18 protein-coding genes are annotated in these 22,048 nt (G+C 49.8%); all 18 read right to left on the bottom strand.

The features are described from left to right. Positions 1-143: 143 nt before the first annotated feature. The 18 genes from argH to rfbG all read right to left on the bottom strand — a co-directional run bounded on the left by argH (position 144) and on the right by rfbG (position 21,878). The gene (argH, locus tag MKZ24_RS07320) at positions 144-1,559 is read right to left on the bottom strand and encodes an argininosuccinate lyase (protein WP_340781865.1); all 1,416 of its coding nucleotides are present in this window, start codon (positions 1,557-1,559) and stop codon (positions 144-146) included. 138 nt (positions 1,560-1,697) lie between these two features. Continuing rightward, positions 1,698-2,933, bottom strand: a complete 1,236-nt coding sequence (locus MKZ24_RS07315; RefSeq protein WP_039302739.1) for an argininosuccinate synthase — start codon at positions 2,931-2,933, stop codon at positions 1,698-1,700. Positions 2,934-3,638: 705 nt separating this feature from the next. Continuing rightward, positions 3,639-4,607, bottom strand: coding sequence for an ornithine carbamoyltransferase (gene argF / locus MKZ24_RS07310; RefSeq protein WP_042140216.1), 969 nt, complete (start codon positions 4,605-4,607; stop codon positions 3,639-3,641). Next, the gene (locus MKZ24_RS07305; RefSeq protein WP_340781864.1) at positions 4,604-5,896 is read right to left on the bottom strand and encodes an aspartate aminotransferase family protein; all 1,293 of its coding nucleotides are present in this window, start codon (positions 5,894-5,896) and stop codon (positions 4,604-4,606) included. The genes argF and MKZ24_RS07305 overlap by 4 nt, the downstream gene beginning before the upstream one ends. A 151-nt stretch (positions 5,897-6,047) precedes the next feature. Then, positions 6,048-6,863, bottom strand: a complete 816-nt coding sequence (gene argB / locus MKZ24_RS07300) for an acetylglutamate kinase (protein ID WP_340781863.1) — start codon at positions 6,861-6,863, stop codon at positions 6,048-6,050. Between the two features lie 110 nt (positions 6,864-6,973). Next, entirely contained in the window at positions 6,974-8,206 is a 1,233-nt protein-coding gene (gene argJ, locus MKZ24_RS07295; protein ID WP_340781862.1) for a bifunctional ornithine acetyltransferase/N-acetylglutamate synthase, read from the bottom strand. Positions 8,207-8,228: 22 nt separating this feature from the next. Continuing rightward, positions 8,229-9,284: an N-acetyl-gamma-glutamyl-phosphate reductase gene (gene argC, locus MKZ24_RS07290; RefSeq protein WP_445324151.1), complete on the bottom strand. Its 1,056-nt coding sequence runs from the start codon at positions 9,282-9,284 to the stop codon at positions 8,229-8,231. A 183-nt stretch (positions 9,285-9,467) separates the two neighbouring features. Next, positions 9,468-10,352, bottom strand: coding sequence for a YitT family protein (locus tag MKZ24_RS07285; RefSeq protein ID WP_340781861.1), 885 nt, complete (start codon positions 10,350-10,352; stop codon positions 9,468-9,470). Positions 10,353-10,457: 105 nt separating this feature from the next. After that, positions 10,458-11,571, bottom strand: a protein-coding gene (prfB, locus tag MKZ24_RS07280; protein ID WP_152679813.1) for a peptide chain release factor 2 whose coding sequence is annotated in 2 segments (ribosomal slippage) — positions 10,458-11,498 and positions 11,500-11,571 — 1,113 coding nt in all. Because the reading frame shifts where the segments join, the coding sequence is not laid out codon by codon here. 571 nt (positions 11,572-12,142) lie between these two features. After that, positions 12,143-14,647: a preprotein translocase subunit SecA gene (gene secA, locus MKZ24_RS07275; RefSeq protein WP_042240217.1), complete on the bottom strand. Its 2,505-nt coding sequence runs from the start codon at positions 14,645-14,647 to the stop codon at positions 12,143-12,145. Between the two features lie 311 nt (positions 14,648-14,958). After that, positions 14,959-15,516, bottom strand: coding sequence for a ribosome hibernation-promoting factor, HPF/YfiA family (gene hpf / locus MKZ24_RS07270; RefSeq protein ID WP_340781860.1), 558 nt, complete (start codon positions 15,514-15,516; stop codon positions 14,959-14,961). 261 nt (positions 15,517-15,777) lie between these two features. Beyond that, positions 15,778-17,205, bottom strand: a complete 1,428-nt coding sequence (locus tag MKZ24_RS07265; RefSeq protein WP_340781859.1) for an S-layer homology domain-containing protein — start codon at positions 17,203-17,205, stop codon at positions 15,778-15,780. Between the two features lie 340 nt (positions 17,206-17,545). After that, positions 17,546-17,743 carry a cold shock domain-containing protein gene (locus MKZ24_RS07260; RefSeq protein WP_019915069.1) on the bottom strand — a complete coding sequence of 66 codons (198 nt, stop codon included), beginning with the start codon at positions 17,741-17,743 and terminating at the stop codon, positions 17,546-17,548. 228 nt (positions 17,744-17,971) lie between these two features. Continuing rightward, positions 17,972-18,307, bottom strand: coding sequence for a flagellar protein FliT (locus tag MKZ24_RS07255; protein ID WP_340781858.1), 336 nt, complete (start codon positions 18,305-18,307; stop codon positions 17,972-17,974). Further along, complete coding sequence (gene fliS / locus MKZ24_RS07250) at positions 18,300-18,692, bottom strand: flagellar export chaperone FliS (protein WP_340781857.1); 393 nt, start codon at positions 18,690-18,692, stop codon at positions 18,300-18,302. Before fliS ends, MKZ24_RS07255 begins: the two co-directional genes overlap by 8 nt. A gap of 27 nt (positions 18,693-18,719) precedes the next feature. Next, positions 18,720-20,228 (bottom strand): flagellar filament capping protein FliD, encoded by a 1,509-nt coding sequence (fliD, locus tag MKZ24_RS07245; protein WP_340781856.1) that lies wholly within the window; start codon positions 20,226-20,228, stop codon positions 18,720-18,722. A 17-nt stretch (positions 20,229-20,245) separates the two neighbouring features. Then, positions 20,246-20,638: a flagellar protein FlaG gene (locus MKZ24_RS07240; protein ID WP_340781855.1), complete on the bottom strand. Its 393-nt coding sequence runs from the start codon at positions 20,636-20,638 to the stop codon at positions 20,246-20,248. 160 nt (positions 20,639-20,798) lie between these two features. Continuing rightward, the gene (rfbG, locus tag MKZ24_RS07235; protein ID WP_340781854.1) at positions 20,799-21,878 is read right to left on the bottom strand and encodes a CDP-glucose 4,6-dehydratase; all 1,080 of its coding nucleotides are present in this window, start codon (positions 21,876-21,878) and stop codon (positions 20,799-20,801) included. Between the last annotated feature and the right edge of the window lie 170 nt (positions 21,879-22,048).

Raw genomic sequence — 22,048 nt, 5'->3', positions numbered from 1 at the left:
TCTTTTTGAAAAGATAAGAATTTATATGCTTTGCACAATAAATGATCCTTATCTTTCTCGCTGAAACGATACCGACCTTATTAAAGGACGGTATCGTTTCCACTTGTTGATTCAGTTATATCCGCTGCCAGCCTAGCTGCTTCTTATTGTGCAGCATCCCCATGCTGCACAACCCATTCATTAGCCACCTGCAGAGCTGCCTCGGCCCGTTCAATCGCTGCCTGCACCTGAACAGTAGCTGTGCCGCCGTATACGTTACGGGCGTTCACAACCGCCTCCGGCTGCAGTACAGCGTAGATCTGATCATCGAACAGCGGCGAGAACTGTTTGAATTCCTCCAGGGTAAGATCCAGCAGGAATTTGCCTTCATTGATGCAGTACAATACGGTCTTGCCGATAACCTCATGCGCCTGGCGGAAAGGCAGGCCTTTGCCCACCAGGAAGTCAGCGATATCGGTCGCATTGGAGAAGTCGGTGTTGACGGCTTCGCGCATCCGCACCTTGTTCACCTTCATCGTAGAGATCATCGGCGCGAACAGCTGCAATGCTCCTGTCAGGGTGGCTACCGTATCGAACATGCCTTCCTTGTCTTCCTGCATATCCTTGTTATAGGCCAGCGGCAGCGATTTGAGCACGGTCAGGAGTCCGATTAGGTTGCCGTAGACGCGGCCTGTCTTGCCGCGCACAAGCTCCGGCACATCCGGGTTCTTCTTCTGCGGCATGATGCTGCTGCCGGTGCAGAAGGCATCGTCCAGCTCCACGAAGCTGAATTCCGTGCTGCTCCACAGCACCAGCTCTTCGCTGAGCCGGGACAGGTGAGTCATCACCAGCGCTGCGTTGGCCAGGAACTCAACGATGAAGTCACGGTCGCTGACAGCGTCCAGGCTGTTCTCATAGACGCTGTCGAAGCCAAGCTGCTCTGCCACGAAGTGGCGGTCAATCGGGAACGTTGTTCCCGCCAGCGCCCCTGCACCCAGCGGCAGCACATTGATCCGCTTGTAGCTGTCGGTCAGGCGCTCCGCATCGCGGCGGAACATGGACACATAAGCCAGCAGATGATGCGCGAACAGAATTGGCTGAGCGCGCTGCAGATGGGTGTAGCCCGGTACAATGGTCTCCACATTGTCCTTGGCTTGCCCGATCAGCGCGTCCTGCAGCTCATGCAGGAGAGCCACCAGCTCTACTACACGGTTACGCAAGTAGAGATGCATATCCGTCGCTACCTGATCGTTGCGGCTGCGGCCGGTGTGCAGCTTGCCGCCGACCGGGCCGATCTCTTCGATCAGATTCTTTTCAATATTCATATGAATATCTTCATCGGCTACAGAGAACACAATCTCTCCCGCACGCACTTTATCCAATACCTTATTCAGTCCGTTCTTGATCGTCTCCACATCATCCTGCGGCAGAATCCCGCATTTGCCCAGCATCGTAACATGCGCCAGACTGCCCTGCACATCCTCTTCCGCAAGTGCCTTGTCGAATCCGATGGAAGCCGTATACTCCTCCACCAGCTTGTTCGTTCCTTTGGTAAAACGTCCGCCCCACAGCTTGCTCACCTGTTGTTTCCTCCTCGATTGACGTTAGAAGGGCCGCCCCTGTCCGGATGGGAGGAACGGCCTTCTTCTGTCCGCTTATATTGTGTGATGCTGTATACATTCTTATATTTTGAAAAACCGCTAAGCGGCTATATGCTGCTACTTGTTGGACTCTGCTACGCCGGCCGATACCTTCAGGCGCAGAGCATTCAGACGGATAAAGCCAGTTGCATCTCCCTGGTCATATGCCTGTGTAGGATCTGCTTCCATAGTAGCGATATCCGGGTTGTACAGGCTGACCGGACTCTTCACACCGGCTCCGATGATGTTGCCCTTGTACAGCTTGACGCGTACAGTACCGGTTACGTTCTTCTGGCTTTCCTTCACCAGAGCCTGCAAGGCAAGCCGTTCAGGAGCAAACCAGAAGCCGTTGTACACAAGCGTGCTGTAACGGGTGATCAGACTGTCGCGCAGATTCATGACTTCACGGTCCATGGTGATCGACTCCATTTTGCGGTGAGCGGTGAACAGGATCGTTCCGCCCGGTGTTTCGTACACGCCGCGGCTCTTCATGCCGACGAAACGATTCTCCACCATATCCACACGTCCGATGCCATGCTTACCGCCAAGCTCATTCAGCTTCTCCATGACTTGCAGCGGGGATAACGGTTCGCCGTTCAGCGCTACGCAATCGCCCTTCAGGAAGTCCAGCTCCAGATATTCCGCTTCATCCGGAGCATCCTCCGGCGCATTCGACAGCAGGAACATTTCTTTGTTCTCCGGTGCGCTTGGATCAAACCAAGGATCCTCCAGCACGCCGCTCTCATAGCTGATATGTAACAGGTTGCGGTCCATCGAGTACGGCTTGGCTGCTGATGCTTGCACCGGAATGCCATTGGCTTCAGCATAAGCGATCATTTCCGCACGTCCCGGGAACTGGTTGCGGAACTCTTCCAGACGCCAAGGTGCAATTACTTTGATGCTTGGTGACAAGGCAGCGGCGTTTAATTCGAAACGCACCTGGTCATTCCCTTTACCGGTTGCCCCGTGAGCAATGGCAGTTGCGCCTTCGGCGATGGCGATGTCCACCATCCGCTTAGCGATCAGCGGACGGGCAATGCTTGTACCCAGCAGGTATTGGCCTTCATAAAGCGCACCCGACTGGAACATCGGGTAGATGAAATCATTCGCGAATTCGTCGCGCAGATCATCAATGTAGACTTTGGAGGCGCCGGTCGCCAGCGCTTTTTCCTCCAGGCCGTCCAGCTCTTCCTTTTGGCCGATATCGGCTGTAAAAGCAATAATCTCCGCGTCATACGTTTCTTTCAGCCATTTCAGAATGACTGAGGTATCCAATCCGCCGGAATAGGCGAGTACGATTTTTTCTTTTGCCATGGGGGTTTAACTTCCTTTCGTTGTGGGGGAGGTTATAAGATCAACTGCAATCTCATAATCGGGTTTTGGACGTCACTGCAGAGAATATTTGGACTTCCGGCCGCTGTTGTCTCCAGATATCTTTGAATATACCGCTGTAGCGGACAATATCCGGAGACAAAGGCGGACGCTAACGCTCCTACAGTTCCAAAATCCCCTTTCGATCCTTCTACCCCTCTTATTTCAATCCAGTTCATCTTATATAGGTTTGTATATAAGATAAGATCCAAACAGGCTTACCCCTGTTTTACTCTACGATTCAAACAACTAACAGGACTTATATAGGCTTAGTACAATGTCAGATTTAAACTAGTGAAAACTACTTTGGTAAATCGCTTGCTGAGGGTTTGCAGTAACCCGATTACGGTGTATATGCAGGTTTAATTGTACTTTATACAACTAAATCGTCTGATTTTCAACCGATTACCCATTTAGTTGTATTTCATACAATTATAATGCCCGTTGCACGCGGTTTTCACCTATTCGGGCAGATTTAGTTGTACAGACTACAGTTATAAGAGGCAAGCCTCCCTTTTCGCTGTTTTTAATTGCACAGTATACAACTATCACTGAATTTCACTTGGAACTGAATACATTCATTGCTCTGAATACATCCATTGCTTCCTTGTTGTATTAAATCAATTCTTTAGTTCTGGTTGTACTAGTCTAGCCCATCAAAGCAGCCATAAGCGCCTTCTGCGCATGCAGGCGGTTCTCCGCCTGATCGAAGATGACGGAGTTCGGTCCGTCAATGACACCGGTGCTGACCTCTTCCTCACGGTGGGCCGGCAGGCAGTGCAGGAACAGATAGTCGCTTTTGGCACCCTTCACGAGTTCCTCATTGACCTGATAATCCTTGAACGCCGCTTCACGCGCCAGCTGTTCAGCCTCAAAGCCCATGCTCGCCCATACATCCGTATAGATCACATCAGCGTCCTGTACCGCCTCCTGCGGGCTGCGGGTAACGGTGATGACCGAACCTGTCTCCTTAGCGATCTCGCGCGCCTCGGCCACTACAGCTGCGTCAGGCTCATATCCTTCCGGTCCGGCGATCGAGACATGTACACCCAGCTTGGCACCGCCGATCAGCAGGGAATGCGCCATGTTGTTGCCGTCGCCGATATATGCCAGCTTCAAGCCCTTCAGCTTGCCCTTGTGCTCGTATACAGTCTGGTAATCCGCCAGAACCTGGCACGGATGCGCCAGATCGCTCAGGCCGTTGATAACCGGAACAGATGCATAACGGGCCAATTCTTCCACTTTATCATGGCCGAAGGTACGGATCATGATACCGTCCAGATAACGCGACATCACCTGCGCCGTATCACCAACCGTCTCACCGCGGCCGAGCTGGATATCATTTTTGCTGAGGAACAGCGCATGGCCGCCCAGCTGATACATCCCCACTTCAAACGACACACGTGTGCGGGTGGAGGATTTCTCAAAAATAAGTCCGATCGTCTTGCCCAGCAGCGGCTGGTAGACTTCACCGTTCTTCGCTTTGCGTTTCAGCTCAATCGCCAAATCAATCAAATACGTAATTTCCTCCGGGCTATAATCATTCAGCTCCAGAAGATCACGGCCTTTGAGCTGTGCGGCAATAGCCTCTGTAACGCCCGTTGTTCCCTGACTCATGAATCTGCCTCCCCGTTTGCTCTATTAGCATAAGTATGAATGAGTTCCGAAAGGATGTCCACCGCCTGGTCGATCTCCTCGCGGGTTACGTATAAATTAGGCAGTAGACGAACAACATTCGGTCCGGCTTGGACGAACAGCAATCCGCGCTGCTGTCCCGCCAGCACAATCTCGGCTACTGGCTCTGCACATTCGATTCCGATCAGCAGGCCTTTGCCGCGAATATCCTTCACGAAGGTTGTGTCCGCCAGCTTCTCTCTGAGCAAGCCGGTCAGATAATCGCCCATCTCAGCAGCACGCTGCGCCAGCCCGTCTTCCAGCATCGTCTCAATCGTCGCTTCCATGACCGCCGCGGCCAGCGGTGTGCCGCCGAAGGTAGTCGCATGACTGCCCGGGCTGAATGCTTCACGCAGATATCCCTTGCCCAGCATAACACCGGCAGGGAAACCGCTGGCCACGCCTTTGGCCAAGGTGAAGATATCCGGCTCAATGCCATAATGCTGATGGGCGAACAGCTTGCCTGTACGGCCCATGCCAGTCTGCACTTCGTCCACGATGAGCAGCAGTCCATGCTCTTTGCACAGCGCGACTACAGCATCCAGAAATTCCTGCTGCACTTCAATTACACCGCCCTCAGCCAGCACCATCTCCAGCATAATTGCCGCTGTATGCTCAGTGATTGCAGCCTTCAGCGCCTCCAGATCATGGAGAGGCACAGTCTTGAAGCCTGCCGGAAGCGGCAGGAAGCCTTCTTTTACCTTCGCCTGACCTGTAGCTGTTAACGTAGCCAGCGTGCGTCCGTGGAAGGACTGCTCGAATGTAATTACTTCGTAGCGGTCCGCACCCTTCACCTTCTGATGATACCGGCGCGCCAGCTTAATCGCTGCTTCATTCGCTTCCGCTCCGCTATTACAGAAGAACACCTGATCCGCACAGCTGTTAGCGGTAAGCAGCGCAGCAACCCTGTCCTGGCCCGGAATGTGAAATAGGTTCGAGACATGCCACAGCGTATCAATCTGTTCCTTCAGCTTCGCGCCGACCTTCTCCGGAGCATGGCCCAGGCTGGTTACAGCGAGTCCGCACATGAAATCCAGGTATTTGTTGCCCTGATCATCCCACACCCAGCTGCCTTTACCTTTAACTAGACTAATATCATATCTGGCGTACGACGGGAATACCGCACTCAGCTTGGCAGGAGCAGTAGCGGCCCCCTGTTCCTTCGTTTCCACAGAACGTTCCTGCGGCGCCCCCGTCAAAGAATCCTTGCCCAACTTTGTAAGCTCACTCATTCTCAGTCACTCTCCCACCATGCTGCTGCCGGATTACCGTCAGCGCCTCTAATTTACTTTCTGCTCTACCAAGTACCTATCAGCCAGATGCCAATCAATTCAACATTGCACTATCTATCCCACTCTAGCAGTTTAGCTGCTAACTGCATAATTATCGGACAATCCGCGTCCCCAGCTCTTCACCCTGCAGCACCCGGCTGAGCACATTCGGCTCTTTGCCGTCGACAATGACAACCTCGGACACCTTGCCCTGAATGCAGTCCATCGCAGCACGCACTTTGGGAATCATTCCGCCGTAGATTTCACCATCCGCAATCAGCGCCTCAATCTGCGCCACCGTCACGGACGGAAGCACAACCTTCTCTCCGTCCAGCTCACGCATAATTCCCGGTACATCCGTAACCACGATCATCGTAGGCGATCCCACAAAAGATGCCACCGCTCCGGCAGCTGTGTCCGCATTAATGTTGTAACGTTGACCCCCGCCATCTACACCGATAGGTGCGATTACCGGGATGTAACCCATCGCGAGGATACCCGTCACAATCTCCGCTCTGACCTCGGTTACTTCGCCCACCATACCCAATACATCGCTGTTCGCAACCGGACGCGCCATAATCAGGTTGCCGTCAACGCCGGATAATCCGAGCGCCTGCCCGCCGATGGCTTGAATCCGGCGGACAATCGCCTTATTAATGCTTCCGGCCAGCGTCATCTCTACCACATCGAGCACTTCTTCCGTCGTCACCCGCAGGCCGTTCACGAAGCTGCTCTCAATGCCGAGCTTCTCCAGATTCCCCGAGATCGCCGGACCGCCGCCGTGAACAATGACAGGCTGAACCCCGCTTCGCTGCAGCTCCCGCAAATCCTCAAAGAACGAATCCGGCAGCGCAGCCAGCGTACTCCCGCCGCATTTCATCACGAACAGGCCTCTGCCCCGCTGCTTCTCTATAGGTTCTAACGTCATCTCTCAGTTACCTCCCTATAAGCTGAACTCAAGATACTAACTTAAAGTTCAGTCGTCACTACAGTGAATATCTGGACTTCCGGCCGCTGCCCTCCGCCAACCAGCGCAGATCAGGTTCGGTACGCGGCATTAATACGCACATAATCATAAGTGAGATCGCAGCCCCAGGCCGTGGCACTTCCGCTTCCGTCTGACAAGGTTACCGTAATCAGCACCGTATCACTCTTTTGCAGATAATAGAGAGCCTGCTCTTCGTCAAAAGCTACCGGACGCGACGTCCGCAGCACCTCTATATCTCCCAGCTTAATATCTACCTGCTCCGGAGATACCGGAACTCCCGCGCGGCCTACAGCAGCGATAATCCGTCCCCAGTTGGCATCCGCACCGAAGATCGCAGATTTCACCAGACTCGATCCGACTACGGTCTTGGCAATAGCTGCAGCACCTTCATCATGCACTGCACCATTCACCTGCACTTCGATCAGCTTCGTGGCACCTTCCCCGTCACGGGCAATCGCCATCGCCAGACTCCGGCATACATGCGTGAACGCTGCGGCAAAAGCCTCCCAATCCGGATGCAGACGCGTCAGCTTCTCATTTCCCGCCAGGCCGCTCGCCATAGTGACCAGCATATCATTCGTGCTAGTATCTCCATCCACTGTAATCATATTAAAAGTAGAGTTGGTCGCACTGCGCAGCAAGCTGAGCAGGTCCTCGGCATCAATGACTGCATCTGTGGTCATGAAGCCCAGCATCGTCGCCATATTGGGGTGAATCATGCCCGAACCCTTAGCGGCTCCGGCAATAACTACCTCTGTACCGCCCACCGTCAGCTTTACGCAGCTTTCTTTTTTGACCAGGTCCGTTGTCAGAATCGCCTGGCTGAACTCCTCCGCACCGGCAGCGCCGCCATCCAGCTTCTCCGGCAGTCCGGTGATGCCGCTGCGCACACAGTCCATCTTCAGCAGCTCCCCGATTACCCCGGTCGAGGCTACCGCAACATCCAGCTCGTTCACGCCCAAATAACGGGCAGCCGCAGCGCGCATCTCATACGCATCCGCTTCACCCTGGTCACCTGTGCAGGCATTGGCATTCCCGCTGTTCACGATTACCGCCTGCAGTGTCCCGTTCGCCAGACTCTCCCGTGTTACCTTCAGCGGAGCCGCCTGAAATACATTCGTGGTAAAAACCGCAGCAGCCGTCGCCGGAACCTCGCAGAGAATAGCTCCGAGGTCGTTACGTTCGGTCTTTTTGAGACCGCAATGCAGCCCTCCTGAAGTGAAGCCCTTAGGTGTAGTAATACTTCCGTCTTCCACGACAGTATATAGTTTGTTCTCGCTCATGTTATAGTTTGACCGCTGCACTTTATGGATACACTGGTGTGTAACCAAGACCGCGGGTTTCCTCCCATCCCATCATCAAATTCAGGTTCTGAATCGCCTGTCCTGCAGCGCCTTTAACGATATTGTCGATGACCGACACAATGGTGACCCGTCCGGTACGTGCGTCTGTCGCGAAGCCGATGTCGCAATAGTTCGATCCGCTGACTTCCTTCGTCGCCGGAACCACTCCGGGCTCGCGCACGCGCACATACGGTCTGCCTGCATAATACCTACGGTATAAATCTACTAGTTCCTGTTCACTATGTTCGCCAATCAGTCCGGCATACATCGTGCTCATAATCCCCCGGGTCATCGGCACAAGATGCGTAGTGAAGGTTACCGTTACTTTTTCTCCTGCGATATCGGTAAGCACCTGCTCAATTTCCGGGATATGCTGATGTTTGTTGATTTTGTAGGCTTTGAAGTTCTCATTGATCTCGGCAAAATGAACCATCAGGCTCGTTCCCCGCCCTGCCCCGGATACTCCGGATTTCGCATCAATAATGATGCTGTCCGGCTTGATCCAGCCTTCCGCAAGCGCCGGAACCAGTCCCAGCAGCGTAGCTGTGGGATAACAGCCGGGATTAGAAATGAAGTCCACACCGGCCGCACGCTCACCGTATACCTCGCATAACCCGTACACCGCCTGCTGCAGATAAGCTTCCGGAGGAGCGGGATGCTTATACCACTGCTCATACTCCGCGCCGTCCTTCAGCCGGAAATCGCCCGACAGGTCAACGACCTTGAGGCCGGCTTCGAGCAGCTGGGGCACCAGCTTCGCGCTCACTCCAGAAGGCGTAGCTGTGAATACGACATCCGCCCTGCCGGCAATCTCTGCCGCATCCACACCATCCAGATTGCGCTGCACAATTCCCGTCAGATGCGGGAAGCCTTCCTCAATCGGCGCACCGGCGCTCGAAGAAGATATTACTGAAGTAATCTCTATATCAGGGTGGCTCTGCAGCAGCCTGATCAGCTCCACGCCCCCATATCCCGTTGATCCGACAATCGCCGCTCTCAGCTTGCCTGTCACTGTCATCCCCGCTTCCCGTTTCTGCTTTATATCATTATTACCTGTGAATAACCGTTCTGCAAATATGTATTATTATACGACCGAATTAATATAAATACAACACGTAACGTTAACTTTCTTCGGAGGTTCCCACTCGAAACGACCATGCCTTTTATCAAAAGAAAAGCGCAGAGCTCCCCTAAAGGGAGTCTACGCTTCTCTTTTGAAACCTTCGCCCAGCACTTCATGGGCTTCCGTAATAATTACAAATGCACCCGGGTCTACCGAGCGGACGATCGCTTTGAGCCTCGTAATTTCATTCTGGCCTACTACGACCATCAGGACAGTACGATTGTCTCCGGTGTATCCGCCTTGCGCATTCAGCTTGGTCAGCCCGCGGTCCAGATCATTCAGAATCGCCTGCGAGATATCCTCTGTCTGATCGGAGATAATATACGCCACCTTCGTGGTGCTGAAGCCAACCTCCAGCGCATTGATTACCTTGCCCGTCACGAACAGTCCGATTAGTGCATACATTGCCTGCTCCATGCCCAGCACAAAAGCAGCCAGTGTAATCACCGTACCATCCAGCAACACGACGGACAGCGAGAAGCTGAAGCCGGTAAGCTTTTGAATAATCTGCGCGAGTATGGTCAGTCCGCCTGTTGATCCGCGTCCGCGAAAGACCAGACCGAGGCCCAGCCCCACACCGATCCCTCCATAAATAGAGGCCAGCAGCGGATTTGTAGTCGGCACCGGACCATCCTTGGTCAGGAAGATAAACAGCGGCAGCACAAAACTCCCCAGCAGCGAGCGGATACCGTACTGTTTACCGAGGAATAGTACCCCGAGAATAAAGAGCGGAATATTAAGCGCCCACTGGGTAAAAGCCGGCTCCGCCCCAAACCAGGCCTCGGCAAGCACCGACAACCCCGATACCCCTCCGGAAGCAATCTGGTTCGGGAGAAAGAACAGGTTGAATGCCAGCCCCGTAATCAGCGAGCCGATCAGAATGAGCGCAATATCCACGGTATGACGCAGCGGCCCGTTTAGCGGGATGAGCGGAGGTTTGTTGCGTGAATTGATTTTTTGCATAGTTGCCTGTGCTCCTTAGAAGTGATGTTGCTGTATAGCAAATCCAGTCCGATCATCAGAAAAAAATCCCTACACCTCCGAAGACGCGTAGGAATATCCATGCCTTTATTCAGTTTCCGTCTTGATCTGACTGCGCAGATAGCCGTCAATGAAGCCATCCAGGTCGCCGTCCATCACCGCTCCGACGTTGCCGGTTTCTACAGAAGTACGGTGATCCTTCACCATGCTGTAGGGGTGGAACACATAGGAACGAATCTGGCTGCCCCAGGCAATCTCCGATTGTTCGCCGCGGATCTCATCGAGATGCGCCTGCTGCTCCTGGATTTTGCGCTCATAGAGCTTGGAACGCAGCATCTTCATTGCTTGTTCCCGGTTCTTGATCTGTGAACGTTCATTCTGGCACGTTACCACGACTCCGGTTGGCAAGTGGGTAATCCGCACCGCCGAGTCCGTAGTATTGATATGCTGGCCGCCCGCGCCGCTGGCCCGGTACGTATCGATCTTCAGATCCTCTGTACGGATATCTACTTCCACATCATCCGCAATCTCCGGTACCACATCGCAGGATACGAAGGAGGTATGCCGTCTGCCCGAGGAGTCAAAAGGCGAAATGCGCACCAGACGATGTACACCCTTCTCCGCCTTCAGGTATCCATATACATTGTAGCCCTTAATCAGCAGCGTTACACTCTTGATGCCTGCCTCATCGCCCGGCAAATAATCAAGCACGTCTACCTTGAAGCCCCGCTTCTCCGCCCATCGTGTATACATGCGCAGCAGCATTTGGCCCCAGTCCTGGGATTCTGTTCCGCCTGCTCCTGGATGCAGCTCCAGGATCGCGTTCAGCTTATCGTAGGGCTGATTGAGCAGCAGCTGCAGCTCGAACTCATCTACTCTGCTGCTTACACTGCGAATCGTTCCGGCAATCTCAGATGCAAGCGCGTCATCGCCTTCTTCATCCGCCAGCTCCGCCATCATCGCCGCATCGTCATAATCCTGCTGCAGCTTATCGTATTGATCGACCACCGACTTCACGGCGTTCATCTCGCCAATAACGCTTTGCGCCTTCTCCGGCTCATCCCAGAACCCGGGCGCTGCCATCTTCTCTTCAAAGTTCGCTATTATCTCCAGCTTAAGGTCTAAGTCAAAGTGACCCCCTAAGATTGGTTAGTTTCTTGCCTATTTCACGCAGGTCCTGCTTCACATTAGGATCGATCACTTGGATCACATCACCTTTCAAAATAAAATATTGCGCCGGCCGCTGGGTTTGGGTGTTTTGCGGACAGGGGGAGATACAGCTTCTGCTCGCTGCATCATTGCTCTTAAGAAATGCCTATCGGTGTACGCCGTAACTGCGGGGAATGTTTGGACTTCCGGCCGCTGTTAGGATTGAATTTCCTCATCTAAACTGCTTATCGCAGTAGAAATTCAATCCTAAAGGCGGACGCTGACGCTCCTACAGTTCCAAACTTCCCCTCCGCCACTTCCACCTCAATTGCAGCTCTGCAGAGCCATTCCGTTCGCTTCGCTTGAAGCAATCGCCCCATTCCTGCAAACATCCAAAAAAGCGGCCGGGCCGCAAACGGGGAGTCCCCCGGGCCCAGCCGCTTTTATTGTCATTATAACCTAAGAACTTATGAGCAAGACTATTCTGTGAAAAGTATTCGCAGCTTGATGCCTGCTCATTATTTCACGAGAAACTAGCAGAATCAGCCGTGCCGTTCCTTTTATAGATAGCGCCGTTCCAGCGAGAGTTCACTTAACCCTGCAGAGCCGCAACTCTGTTTCTCTTACGCCTGACCGTGACAGTTCTTGTATTTCTTGCCGCTGCCGCAAGGGCATGGATCATTACGGCCGACTGTAGATTCCACATGTACCGGACGTTTCTCAGCAGGCTCAGCGTTCGTGGAGATCTTATCTTCTTCCACTACCGACTGACGCTCCTGGTTCGCCTCGATGTGCGCCTTCATGATGTAGGTCGCCACTTCTTCCTGAATGTTCGCCGTCATGGCATTGAACATCTCGAAGCCTTCGAACTGATATTCGCGAAGCGGATCGGTACCGCCGTAAGCACGGAGGTGAATCCCTTGACGAAGCTGATCCATAGCATCGATATGATCCATCCATTTGCTGTCTACGGAACGAAGTACAATGACCTTCTCGAACTCACGTACCAGCTCAGCGCCGAGACGTTCTTCACGTGCAGCATATTTCTCAAGCACACGGGCGAAGATGAATTCGATGATTTCTTCTACTTCCTTGCCCCATAGATCATCGCGGGTCAGGGAGTCTTCCTCCAGCAATTTGCTGTTCACATAATCCGCAACCTCTTGCAGCTCCCAGTTCTCCGGGATATCGTCACTGCAGTGGGCATTAACAATACGGTCAACAACCGGCTTGATCATTTCCACCACAACGTCTTTGATATTGTCAGACTCGAGAATTTCGCGGCGCTGCTTGTAGATAATCTCACGCTGCTGATTCATCACGTCATCATATTGCAATACGACTTTACGGATATCGAAGTTGTTGCCTTCCACCCGTTTCTGGGCAGATTCAACCGCTTTGGTAATCATACGGCTCTCAATCGGCTGATCCTCTTCGAATCCAAGACGGTCCATCATGTTCAGCACGTTGTCCGCGCCAAAACGTTTCATCAGTTCATCCCCAAGTGACAGGTAGAACTGTGTGGAACCCGGGTCACCCTGGCGTCCGGCACGTCCGCGCAGCTGGTTATCGATACGGCGTGATTCATGACGTTCTGTACCAATAATATGCAGACCGCCAAGATCGGTTACGCCTTCACCCAGTACGATATCCGTACCGCGTCCAGCCATATTCGTAGCAATTGTTACGGTTCCCGGCTGACCGGCATAAGAGATAATTTCAGCTTCTGCAGCATGATGCTTCGCGTTCAGCACCTGGTGTCTGACACCTTTGCGTTTCAGCATTTCAGATACGCGTTCGGAGTTCTCAATTGATACCGTACCTACAAGCACCGGCTGATTCTTTTTGTGGCGTTCCACAATTTCAGCGACTACAGCGTTGAACTTGCCATTCTCGCTTTTGTAGACCACGTCCGGCATATCGACACGCTGATTCGGTTTGTTGGTAGGTACCTGGAGGACTTCCAGACCGTAGATTTTCTTGAATTCCTCTTCTTCTGTCTTCGCAGTACCGGTCATTCCACCAAGCTTGCGGTACATACGGAAGTAGTTCTGGAAGGTGATTGTAGCCAGCGTCATGCTCTCATTCTGGACCTCAATCTCTTCCTTAGCTTCGATAGCCTGGTGCAGCCCATCGCTGTAACGGCGGCCCTGCATCAGACGTCCGGTGAACTCATCGACGATCATAACCTCGTCTTCGTTGACCACATAGTCGACATCCCGGCGCATAATTGCATTTGCCTTCAACGCTTGTACGATATGATGGTTCAGCGTAACGTGACTGTGATCATATAGATTCTCTATGCCAAAGGCACGTTCAGCTACAGCAACGCCCTTCTCGGTTAAAGCAACAGACTTCACCTTAATATCAACAGTGTAGTCTTCTTCGGCAGTCAGCTTCTTCACGAAACGGTCTGCTGCATAATACAGCTCTGTCGATTTCTCAGCTTGTCCGGAAATGATCAGAGGCGTACGGGCTTCATCGATGAGGATGGAATCGACTTCGTCAATAATACAGAAATACAGCGGACGCTGTACCATCTGTTCCTTATAGAGCACCATGTTGTCACGCAGATAGTCAAAACCAAACTCATTATTCGTGCCATACGTAATATCGCAGGCATACGCTGCTTGTTTATCATTATGGTCCATGCCGTTGAGGTTGACCCCAACCGTCATGCCCAGAAAGTTATAGATTTGCCCCATTTGTGCGCTGTCGCGCTGAGCCAGATAATCATTTACGGTTACGACATGCACGCCTTTGCCCAAGAGTGCATTCAGATATACCGGCAGTGTACCTACCAGCGTCTTGCCTTCCCCGGTCTTCATTTCGGAGATCCGGCCTTCATGCAGCGCCATACCCCCAACTAACTGAACGTCAAAATGCCGCATGCCCAGCGTCCGTTTGGAAGCTTCGCGTACGGTTGCAAATGCCTCGGGAAGAATCTCTTCCAAGGTTTCACCCTTCTCAAGACGGGCACGGAACTCTACCGTCTTAGCCTGCAGCTCTTCATCCGTAAGCGATACGAAATCCGGCTCCAAACCATTGATTACTTCGACCGTCTTCATGAGACGTTTGACATCACGTTCATTAACGTCGCCAAATATTTTTTTTACAAGTCCTAGCATGGTTAACCCCTTTCATGCAACACAGATGGTGGAACCGAGCCCATCCTCAACAAATTGAAAGGGCCATATATGATTTCGATTCCGCTGCTTCATAAATTGTAACAGTTTGTAAGAGAAGCCGCAATACAAGCTGCCGCAACCTTATTCTGCATAATGCCTTTTCATAGAAACAGATGAGGTATTCTTTCCTGTCCCTTCTGTATATACGCACAAGAGCCCTATTCGCTTAAAGCGAATAGGGGCTCGTCTAATTGTCCACGTCAGGCTGAAACGAAAGCCCTTCCTTATTCCAGCAATTTCCGGTTAGCAGGTTAGTTCTGTTCGATCAAACCATACTTGCCGTCATCGCGTTTGTAAACAACGCTAACTTCAGAAGTGTCGATGTTGGAGAACACGAAGAAAGTATGTCCAATCATGTTCATTTGCAGAATCGCTTCTTCCACATCCATAGGCTTCAAGGTGAATCGTTTGTTCCGCACAACCTCAAGATCATCATAATCCTGTTCCTGATCCTCAACAGCTACGGCGTTGGCCGAACCTTCTACGAACAAGGTCTTCAAGCTGCCTTCCTGGCGGAACTTGCGGTTAAGTTTGGTCTTGTGCTTGCGGATCTGACGTTCCAGCTTGTCCACTACGGCATCGATGGATGCATACATATCATCGCTGCGGTCTTCCGCACGAAGCGTCACACCTGCCAGAGGGATTGTAACTTCCACCGTATGAAGGCCGCGAACGACGCCAAGCGTCACATATCCTTCTGAGGTAGGGGGTGCATCGAAATACTTCTCAAGTCTGCTGAGCTTCTTATCAACATAGTCTCTCAAAGCGTCGGTCACTTCAATTTGTTGACCTCGAATGCTGAATTGCATGGGCACTCCTCCTTTGTTTACCTTTTCATTATAGCAAATTGTCAGGGCTAAGTAAAAAACAAATCATGACAGCCTTTACATTTAGCTAACAAAAGATGTCACAGCCTTGCCCTAAACAATAAACAGGTCCGGCTAGCGCATGAACTCGCCCTGGCCGGACCCATTACAGCTACAGTATTATCTCACTTTGAAGTCTAGATTATGAATGATTGCTGACATATTGCATATTGCAGACAGTAGCGTCTGATTTATTTGTCTTACTTATTTGGTCTGGATGCGCAAAATCTCTACTGGGGAGAAGTTACCATTAGAACCAGTGATGAAAAAGATTTTATAGGCTGTGTTGGAAGTCAGTCCGGTTAGCGTAAAGGTATGCTTTACACCTGGAGATACTGTAGAATTCGGACCCGCAAAAGTTCCCGTTAAGACAACGCCAGCACTATCCTTTCCTTCAGAAATTTGTTGTGCTGTAGGATCAGCTTCCGTTGCCTTGACCATAACATATTTCAGGGGTGTTGGTGTGTTACCACCGTATGTTGCATATACATCTGCAGTCACCGTTCCTATGCTAGTCACTCCAACCTGTGTAAGCGATGTGCTGCTGCTTGCTGCTGTTTTCAATCGAAGCGGTGTTACGCCAGACCAATTGCCTGAATTATCAGCCAGAGCGACATATACGGTATATTCAGTACCTGCACTCAGACCATATACAGAGAACGCAACGGTTGTATTAGCAGTTGTTGCGATTGTGCCGGAGTGAACGCCTGCTGTTCCTGCACTAGTCAATCCGTCTTTCACTTGCGCTGCAGTTGGTGCTGTTACGTTCATGCTGTAAGGAGCAACTACATAATATACTGCTCCTGTTACCGAAGGCGTAACATATACATCTGCAGCAACCGAACCCACATGACCGTAGGTCACGTTGCTTACAGAAGGTAAGGTAACGCTGCCGCCACCACCGCCGCCACCACTACCACCGGTAACCGGGGTTGCTGTTGGGCTGGTGCTTGGCACAGGTGTTGCTGTAGGAGCAGGCGTTGCCGTAGGGGCCGGTGTTGGTGTCACTCCACCAGTGCCTGCCGGTTTATAGACCACAGAGTTGCTGATGATTCCGACCGCTTCGGCCCGTGTAAGTGATTTCTTCGGTCCGAAGGTTCCGTCCGGATAACCATTAATAATCTTCTTGTCTGCTGCTGCTACAACCGCACCTTTGGCCCAGGCTGCCACTTGGGCACTGTCCTTGAACTTAAGTGTAGTAGAGCTTGTACTCAGCTTCAGGACTTTGGCTGCAATGACAGCCGCTTCCTGCCGGGTAAGCGGATTGTTAGCACGGAAGGTATTATTCTCATACCCGCCGATGTAACCGGCCTTTACGGCTTTGGCTACTTCGCTGTAGACCCAATTTGTGCTTTTGACATCCGTGAAGCTAATGGAAGCCGTTTCGGTGAACCCGAACAGGCGATTGATCAGTGCTACATACTCGCCACGGGTAATAGCCTTGTTCGGCTTCACCGTTCCGTCAGGATAACCGCCCAGGTATCCTTTATCCAGCCAGCTCTGCAATTGCTTCTGCGCCCAGTGACCTTGAATGTCTTTGGGGGTAGCCGCAGCTGACACACTGCCTAATGATCCGAGCAACATCGAAATACCAAGTAATCCGGCCATAAGGCCACGCCATGTTTTCTTCATTCTTTTGTTCATCCTCCTGAGTGTTTGATGGGCATAGGCTTCACTGCATGTCTTCTTATCTAGGTACTTTTCGGAAGCATACGCCTAAGCTAATAATGGGGTGCTATCTAGGCAACAATAAGCCCAACATCTCTCATTACCCATATTTTGGAGGGAACTAACGGATTCTTGAAATAAAACTTTACAAAGTGTCTAATGATGTGTCTTTTCCGCCTTATGTTGCGCGTCATTTATTATATGAACGTAAAAAAGACCCCGGGGAATATCCCCAAGGTCTAACGCTAGCGTTGTCTCAATTGCTAACCATCTACCATATATGTAGGTCGGCTTCGCCGGATGATTATAATTTGATGACGTTAGCTGCTTGTGGTCCGCGTGCGCCTTCAACGATATCGAACTCTACGGATTGGCCTTCGTCCAATGTCTTGAAACCGTCAGTTTGAATCGCGGAGAAGTGTACGAATACGTCGCCACCATCGGCAGTTTCGATGAAACCATAACCTTTTTCTGCGTTAAACCATTTTACTTTACCTTCCATTGACTAAACATTCCCTTCGTCATCAGATGAACGTGAGTCTTGCTCACAATTCGACTATACCACCGCTGCTTCTCTATTGTCAATTGGAATAGTAAATGATTACTTGCAATATTTTACCATCCTTAAATCTATCATAAAAAAGGCAGATTCTGTGATACAAGATACAAAAAAAGGAGCAGACGCTATTTAAATACCCGCCCGCTCCCCAGCTGAAACATCTGGAATCTATTATTTTTTTCGGTCCATTAGAATGCTGTCGGGGGTGTATCCCGCCTCGTATGCATTGCGCTGTATCTTGGCTTGCCCGCGCTTCTGCAGAAAGTTCTGGGCTTCCTGACGAAGAGCATTCATCCGGTCCAGCAGCTCATTATCGTATCCTAGAATCCGATGAATTTCTTGCTTATGTGCAGCCGACGAAGGATAAATTGCGACTTTTTCTGCAATGGAATCGACAAGTTTCTGCCGCTCCTCTACAAACTCTACAAGCTCCTCGTATGTTGCTTCCTGAAGCCTGCTCATCATCTCTCGGGTAAGCAGGTCCAGACTACGGATTAATTCATCCATTAGCAATCTCAGTCTGAGTCGCGGCAAGCTTAGACGCCTGCAGCCAGGTTTCGCGCAGATCCGTAAGGTAACCAATAGCTTCTTCGGCTTTCGCCGGGTTCTTGTGGATGTTGGCTTCGATCAACAAGTAGTTCGTATATTCGTATAGAGAGTAGAGACCTTTGGATACCTCAATCGAATGATCCAGAGTGCTCATTAACTCACTGATGATTGTCTGAGCCTTGCCGAAGTTCAGATTGGATTTCTCCAGATCCTGTTTGTTCAGCCCATCCAAAGCCGTCTTCACGAAACGGATTGCCCCGTCATACAGCATAATCACGAGTTGCGCAGGTGTTGAGGTCTGGACTGACGACTGGCGGTATTTATCATAAGGAGATTTAATCAATGTTGTCACCCTCTATTATAAAATATCTTAGCTGCTAGTGGAGAACAGGCTGGAGGACTGGGTCGTGAGCTTATTCATCGCTGTTTCCATAGCCGTAAACTGGTTATAGTAACGGGTTTCAGCGTTATTTAGCATTGTGATCATTGCGCTTATTCGCGTGTTATACTCTGTTAACTTCTTGCCCATAACACTTTCTGTTTTGTACGAAGTTGTGAGATCTGAAGAGTACCTGTCTGTGCCTGCACGTTTATTCAACAGGTCTATTGCACTGTCAGCTTTTTTACTTAGTTTATCAAAAATCCCGTTGTCAGGGGCACTCGCAGGTCCTTGAAGAATATCCTGTATGCCTTGAGGGTTGCTGATTATTGCTTCTTTCAGTTTTGCCTCATCAAGAACCAGTTTTCCGTTATCGTAGTATGAACCAGTTGTAATACCGTAGGTACTCAATGGCCCAATTTGACTAGTTATTATACTACGCATAGAAGCTAGGGCTTCCTTAATTATATCATCGTTTTTCAACAACCCGCTCTTAGCCTTTTCTGTCCAGGTAGCTATATCTGCTTCTTTCATTTCTGCTTTTTGCTCATCCGTAAGAGGGGCATAGTCACGATATTTCTCTTCAAAAATTTTAGTATTTAGAGAGGTAATAAGTGCATTATAATCTTCCACAAATGCTTTGATGTTGGTAATTGCGGTTGTAGGATCTGTATCAATGGTTATCTTGGAAGTAACACCGTTGGACTTGGCCTGTGCAGTGATGGCGACTCCATTAACTGTCACTTTATTATCATCTGGTTCATACGTTTGAGTCGCAGCTGAATCATTAGTGTTGGTTACTACTATTTTAGCTTTCGTAGCCACATTAATCTCACTCGCAGCAATTCCGATCAGATCCAAAAAGGGACTGCTCGATTTAGCAACTCCATCTTTATCGGTCTGTACAATATTATTCTTGGTGCCGTAATCTTTAGCAGTAATAGTGAGCTTCCCACTGAGATCATCAAAGGTTGCTTTTACATTGGCTGTCTTATCCCCATTAAGCTTACTTATCACAGAAGATAATGTATCTGAAGCATTGAAAGTAATCGTAGTATTGTTTATATACATATCAAATGTGGTTGCTGATCCAGCCCCATTTAGCTCACTAAGCTTAGTTGTTAGACTCGCTGTAGTAGTGGATGGAGTTGCAAGCTTAAGTGCATCAGTAGTCATATAGGACTTTGCAGCAAGTTCCTTAACTTCTACAGTCATCGGAGTACCATTAGCTGTTGTTGCCTCAGCCTTAATCGCACTGGTATTATCTGTAATTGTAGCTTTTTGTGAATTCAATGCAGAAGTTACACCATATTTATCCGTAAGCTTATTGGTCCGGAAATCTACTAACTTACTGTTGACCTCGCGATAACTGTCTCTTGTCCAGTTCAACAGAATCTTTTGCTGATTCAGTTTGTCAAGCGGCACCCGCTTGGCAGCCATCATGCTCTTAACCATACTATCTATATCCATGCCTGAGAATCCATTCACACGTGTAACCAAAACAGCACCTCCTGCTACTAAATTTTTTCGTCTACAAGTATTCCGGCAATCTCCATCATCTTGGCAACCAAATCCAATGTTTTCTCCGGAGGAACCTCACGTATCAGTTCACCAGTATCCTTGTTAAGCACCTTCACCATAATATCGTGTGTCTTCTCATGGATGCTGATTTCTAGAGTAGTCGAAGGACCCTGAAGTGACTTCACAGCACGTTCTATTGTTCGGATGAGCTGCTCCTCAGCAACAGAAACTTTCACACCTTGTTTCTCCTTCAAGTTCATATCCTTAGCATTCCGGATAGAGGACGCTTGACTTACAGGTGCTACTGGTGCAGCACTGGCTACTGTCACCTCAGGTTTATTCTGTCCGCTCGTTGTTGAACTGGCAGTAAGTGAAAACTGTACATTCATAACCCCGACCTCCACCAATACACATTTATTACTTTATATATCGGTTAGTTTCAGGGATAATTTAGGACTTTTATAAAAACAAGCCCCGATAATATCGGAGCTTTCAGAATAAATACAATCAATTAAGTTAACCTAATTCAATCGTAATAATTATAGCATGTCACGAGTGTTCATATTCCATAATTTGTCGCTCGCACAACTCTCTTAAATCTTCATTTTCTAAAAAAGCAGTAACTCCTTGAATTGTATAATCAAGCGCTTTGCTGAGCGACCAACGGGGGCTCCATCCCAGTCGGTTTCTTGCTTTAGAGCAATCCAGTATAAGTGTTTTTGCCTCGTGTAATTGATCCTGCATTGAACAAATTTTATACTCTGGCTGTTTATAAGGCCACCGTTTAGTCATTTCTTCTACGATCCATAGGACTGATTTAGCTTCACTATCTATAGGCCCGAAATTCCAAGCATCCGCATATTCCCCACCATTTTCATACAACTTCTGAGCTAAAGTTAAATAACCAGATAAAGGCTCAAGTACATGTTGCCATGGCCGCACAGCATCAGGTTGTCGTATTAGAACTTCAGTTCCGCTGGAAAATGACCGAATAAGATCAGGTATTAAACGATCCTGTGCCCAATCTCCCCATCCTATTACATTTCCAGCGCGTGCTGTCCCAACTGCAATGGAGTTCGCTTCAAAAAAAGAGTTTCGATATGCAGACGTTATTATTTCTGAGCATGCTTTGCTGCTAGAGTAGGGGTCATAACCTCCCAAAGGATCATTTTCCCTATACCCCAATTCCCATTCCTGATTAATATAACATTTATCTGTTGTCACATTGAGGACAGCATGTACCGAGTCGCATATACGTACGGCCTCAAAAAGATTTACTGTCCCCATTACATTAGTTGAGTACGTTAGTACAGGATTCTGATAAGATAATCTCACCAATGGCTGGGCAGCCATATGGATGACAATTTCAGGATCTGCTTCGTGCATAGAGCTCTTTAATCTTTCCGTATCCATAATGTCACCTATTATAGATTTTGTAATTAATCCTCCAACATTGCAAACTTCAAATAAAGACGGCACGGTAGGAGCAATTAACGAATATCCCGTAACACTAGCCCCCATATTATGCAGCCAAATTGATAACCAACTGCCTTTAAAACCGGTATGTCCAGTTAAAAATACCCTTTTGTTATTCCAGAATCCCCTATCTATCAATCCCAAATTCCCCATGGAGTTTCCCCTATCTTCCAAATTAATCTCCAAAAATTATTGAATTTATTACTATAAATGAGCAAATTCACTTCCAGTAAAATGTAAAACACAAAAGAATAGAGACAAAGTGCTTTCCTTGTGTTAAAAAGTAGTCACCACAACACACTTTTTCACGAAGGAGAAATCAC

This window comes from Paenibacillus sp. FSL R7-0297 (assembly GCF_038009025.1).
GTDB lineage: Bacteria > Bacillota > Bacilli > Paenibacillales > Paenibacillaceae > Paenibacillus_AQ.
Note: the sequence above shows the minus strand (reverse complement) of the source record. Positions and strands in the feature narration are given on the sequence as shown.

Bases quoted from the DNA above. Each gene is read 5' to 3' on its own strand.
- MKZ24_RS07260 (WP_019915069.1), bottom strand. From the start codon at position 17,743: ATGGAAGGTAAAGTAAAATGGTTTAACGCAGAAAAAGGTTATGGTTTC.
- MKZ24_RS07305 (WP_340781864.1), bottom strand. From the start codon at position 5,896: ATGAGTGAGCTTACAAAGTTGGGCAAGGATTCTTTGACGGGGGCGCCG.
- argC (WP_445324151.1), bottom strand. From the start codon at position 9,284: ATGACAGTGACAGGCAAGCTGAGAGCGGCGATTGTCGGATCAACGGGA.
- MKZ24_RS07240 (WP_340781855.1), bottom strand. From the start codon at position 20,638: ATGAATGTACAGTTTTCACTTACTGCCAGTTCAACAACGAGCGGACAG.
- secA (WP_042240217.1), bottom strand. From the start codon at position 14,647: ATGCTAGGACTTGTAAAAAAAATATTTGGCGACGTTAATGAACGTGAT.
- MKZ24_RS07265 (WP_340781859.1), bottom strand. From the start codon at position 17,205: ATGAAGAAAACATGGCGTGGCCTTATGGCCGGATTACTTGGTATTTCG.
- MKZ24_RS07315 (WP_039302739.1), bottom strand. From the start codon at position 2,933: ATGGCAAAAGAAAAAATCGTACTCGCCTATTCCGGCGGATTGGATACC.
- rfbG (WP_340781854.1), bottom strand. From the start codon at position 21,878: ATGGGGAATTTGGGATTGATAGATAGGGGATTCTGGAATAACAAAAGG.
- argF (WP_042140216.1), bottom strand. From the start codon at position 4,607: ATGAGTCAGGGAACAACGGGCGTTACAGAGGCTATTGCCGCACAGCTC.
- MKZ24_RS07285 (WP_340781861.1), bottom strand. From the start codon at position 10,352: ATGCAAAAAATCAATTCACGCAACAAACCTCCGCTCATCCCGCTAAAC.
- hpf (WP_340781860.1), bottom strand. From the start codon at position 15,516: ATGCAATTCAGCATTCGAGGTCAACAAATTGAAGTGACCGACGCTTTG.
- argB (WP_340781863.1), bottom strand. From the start codon at position 6,863: ATGACGTTAGAACCTATAGAGAAGCAGCGGGGCAGAGGCCTGTTCGTG.
- argJ (WP_340781862.1), bottom strand. From the start codon at position 8,206: ATGAGCGAGAACAAACTATATACTGTCGTGGAAGACGGAAGTATTACT.
- MKZ24_RS07255 (WP_340781858.1), bottom strand. From the start codon at position 18,307: ATGGATGAATTAATCCGTAGTCTGGACCTGCTTACCCGAGAGATGATG.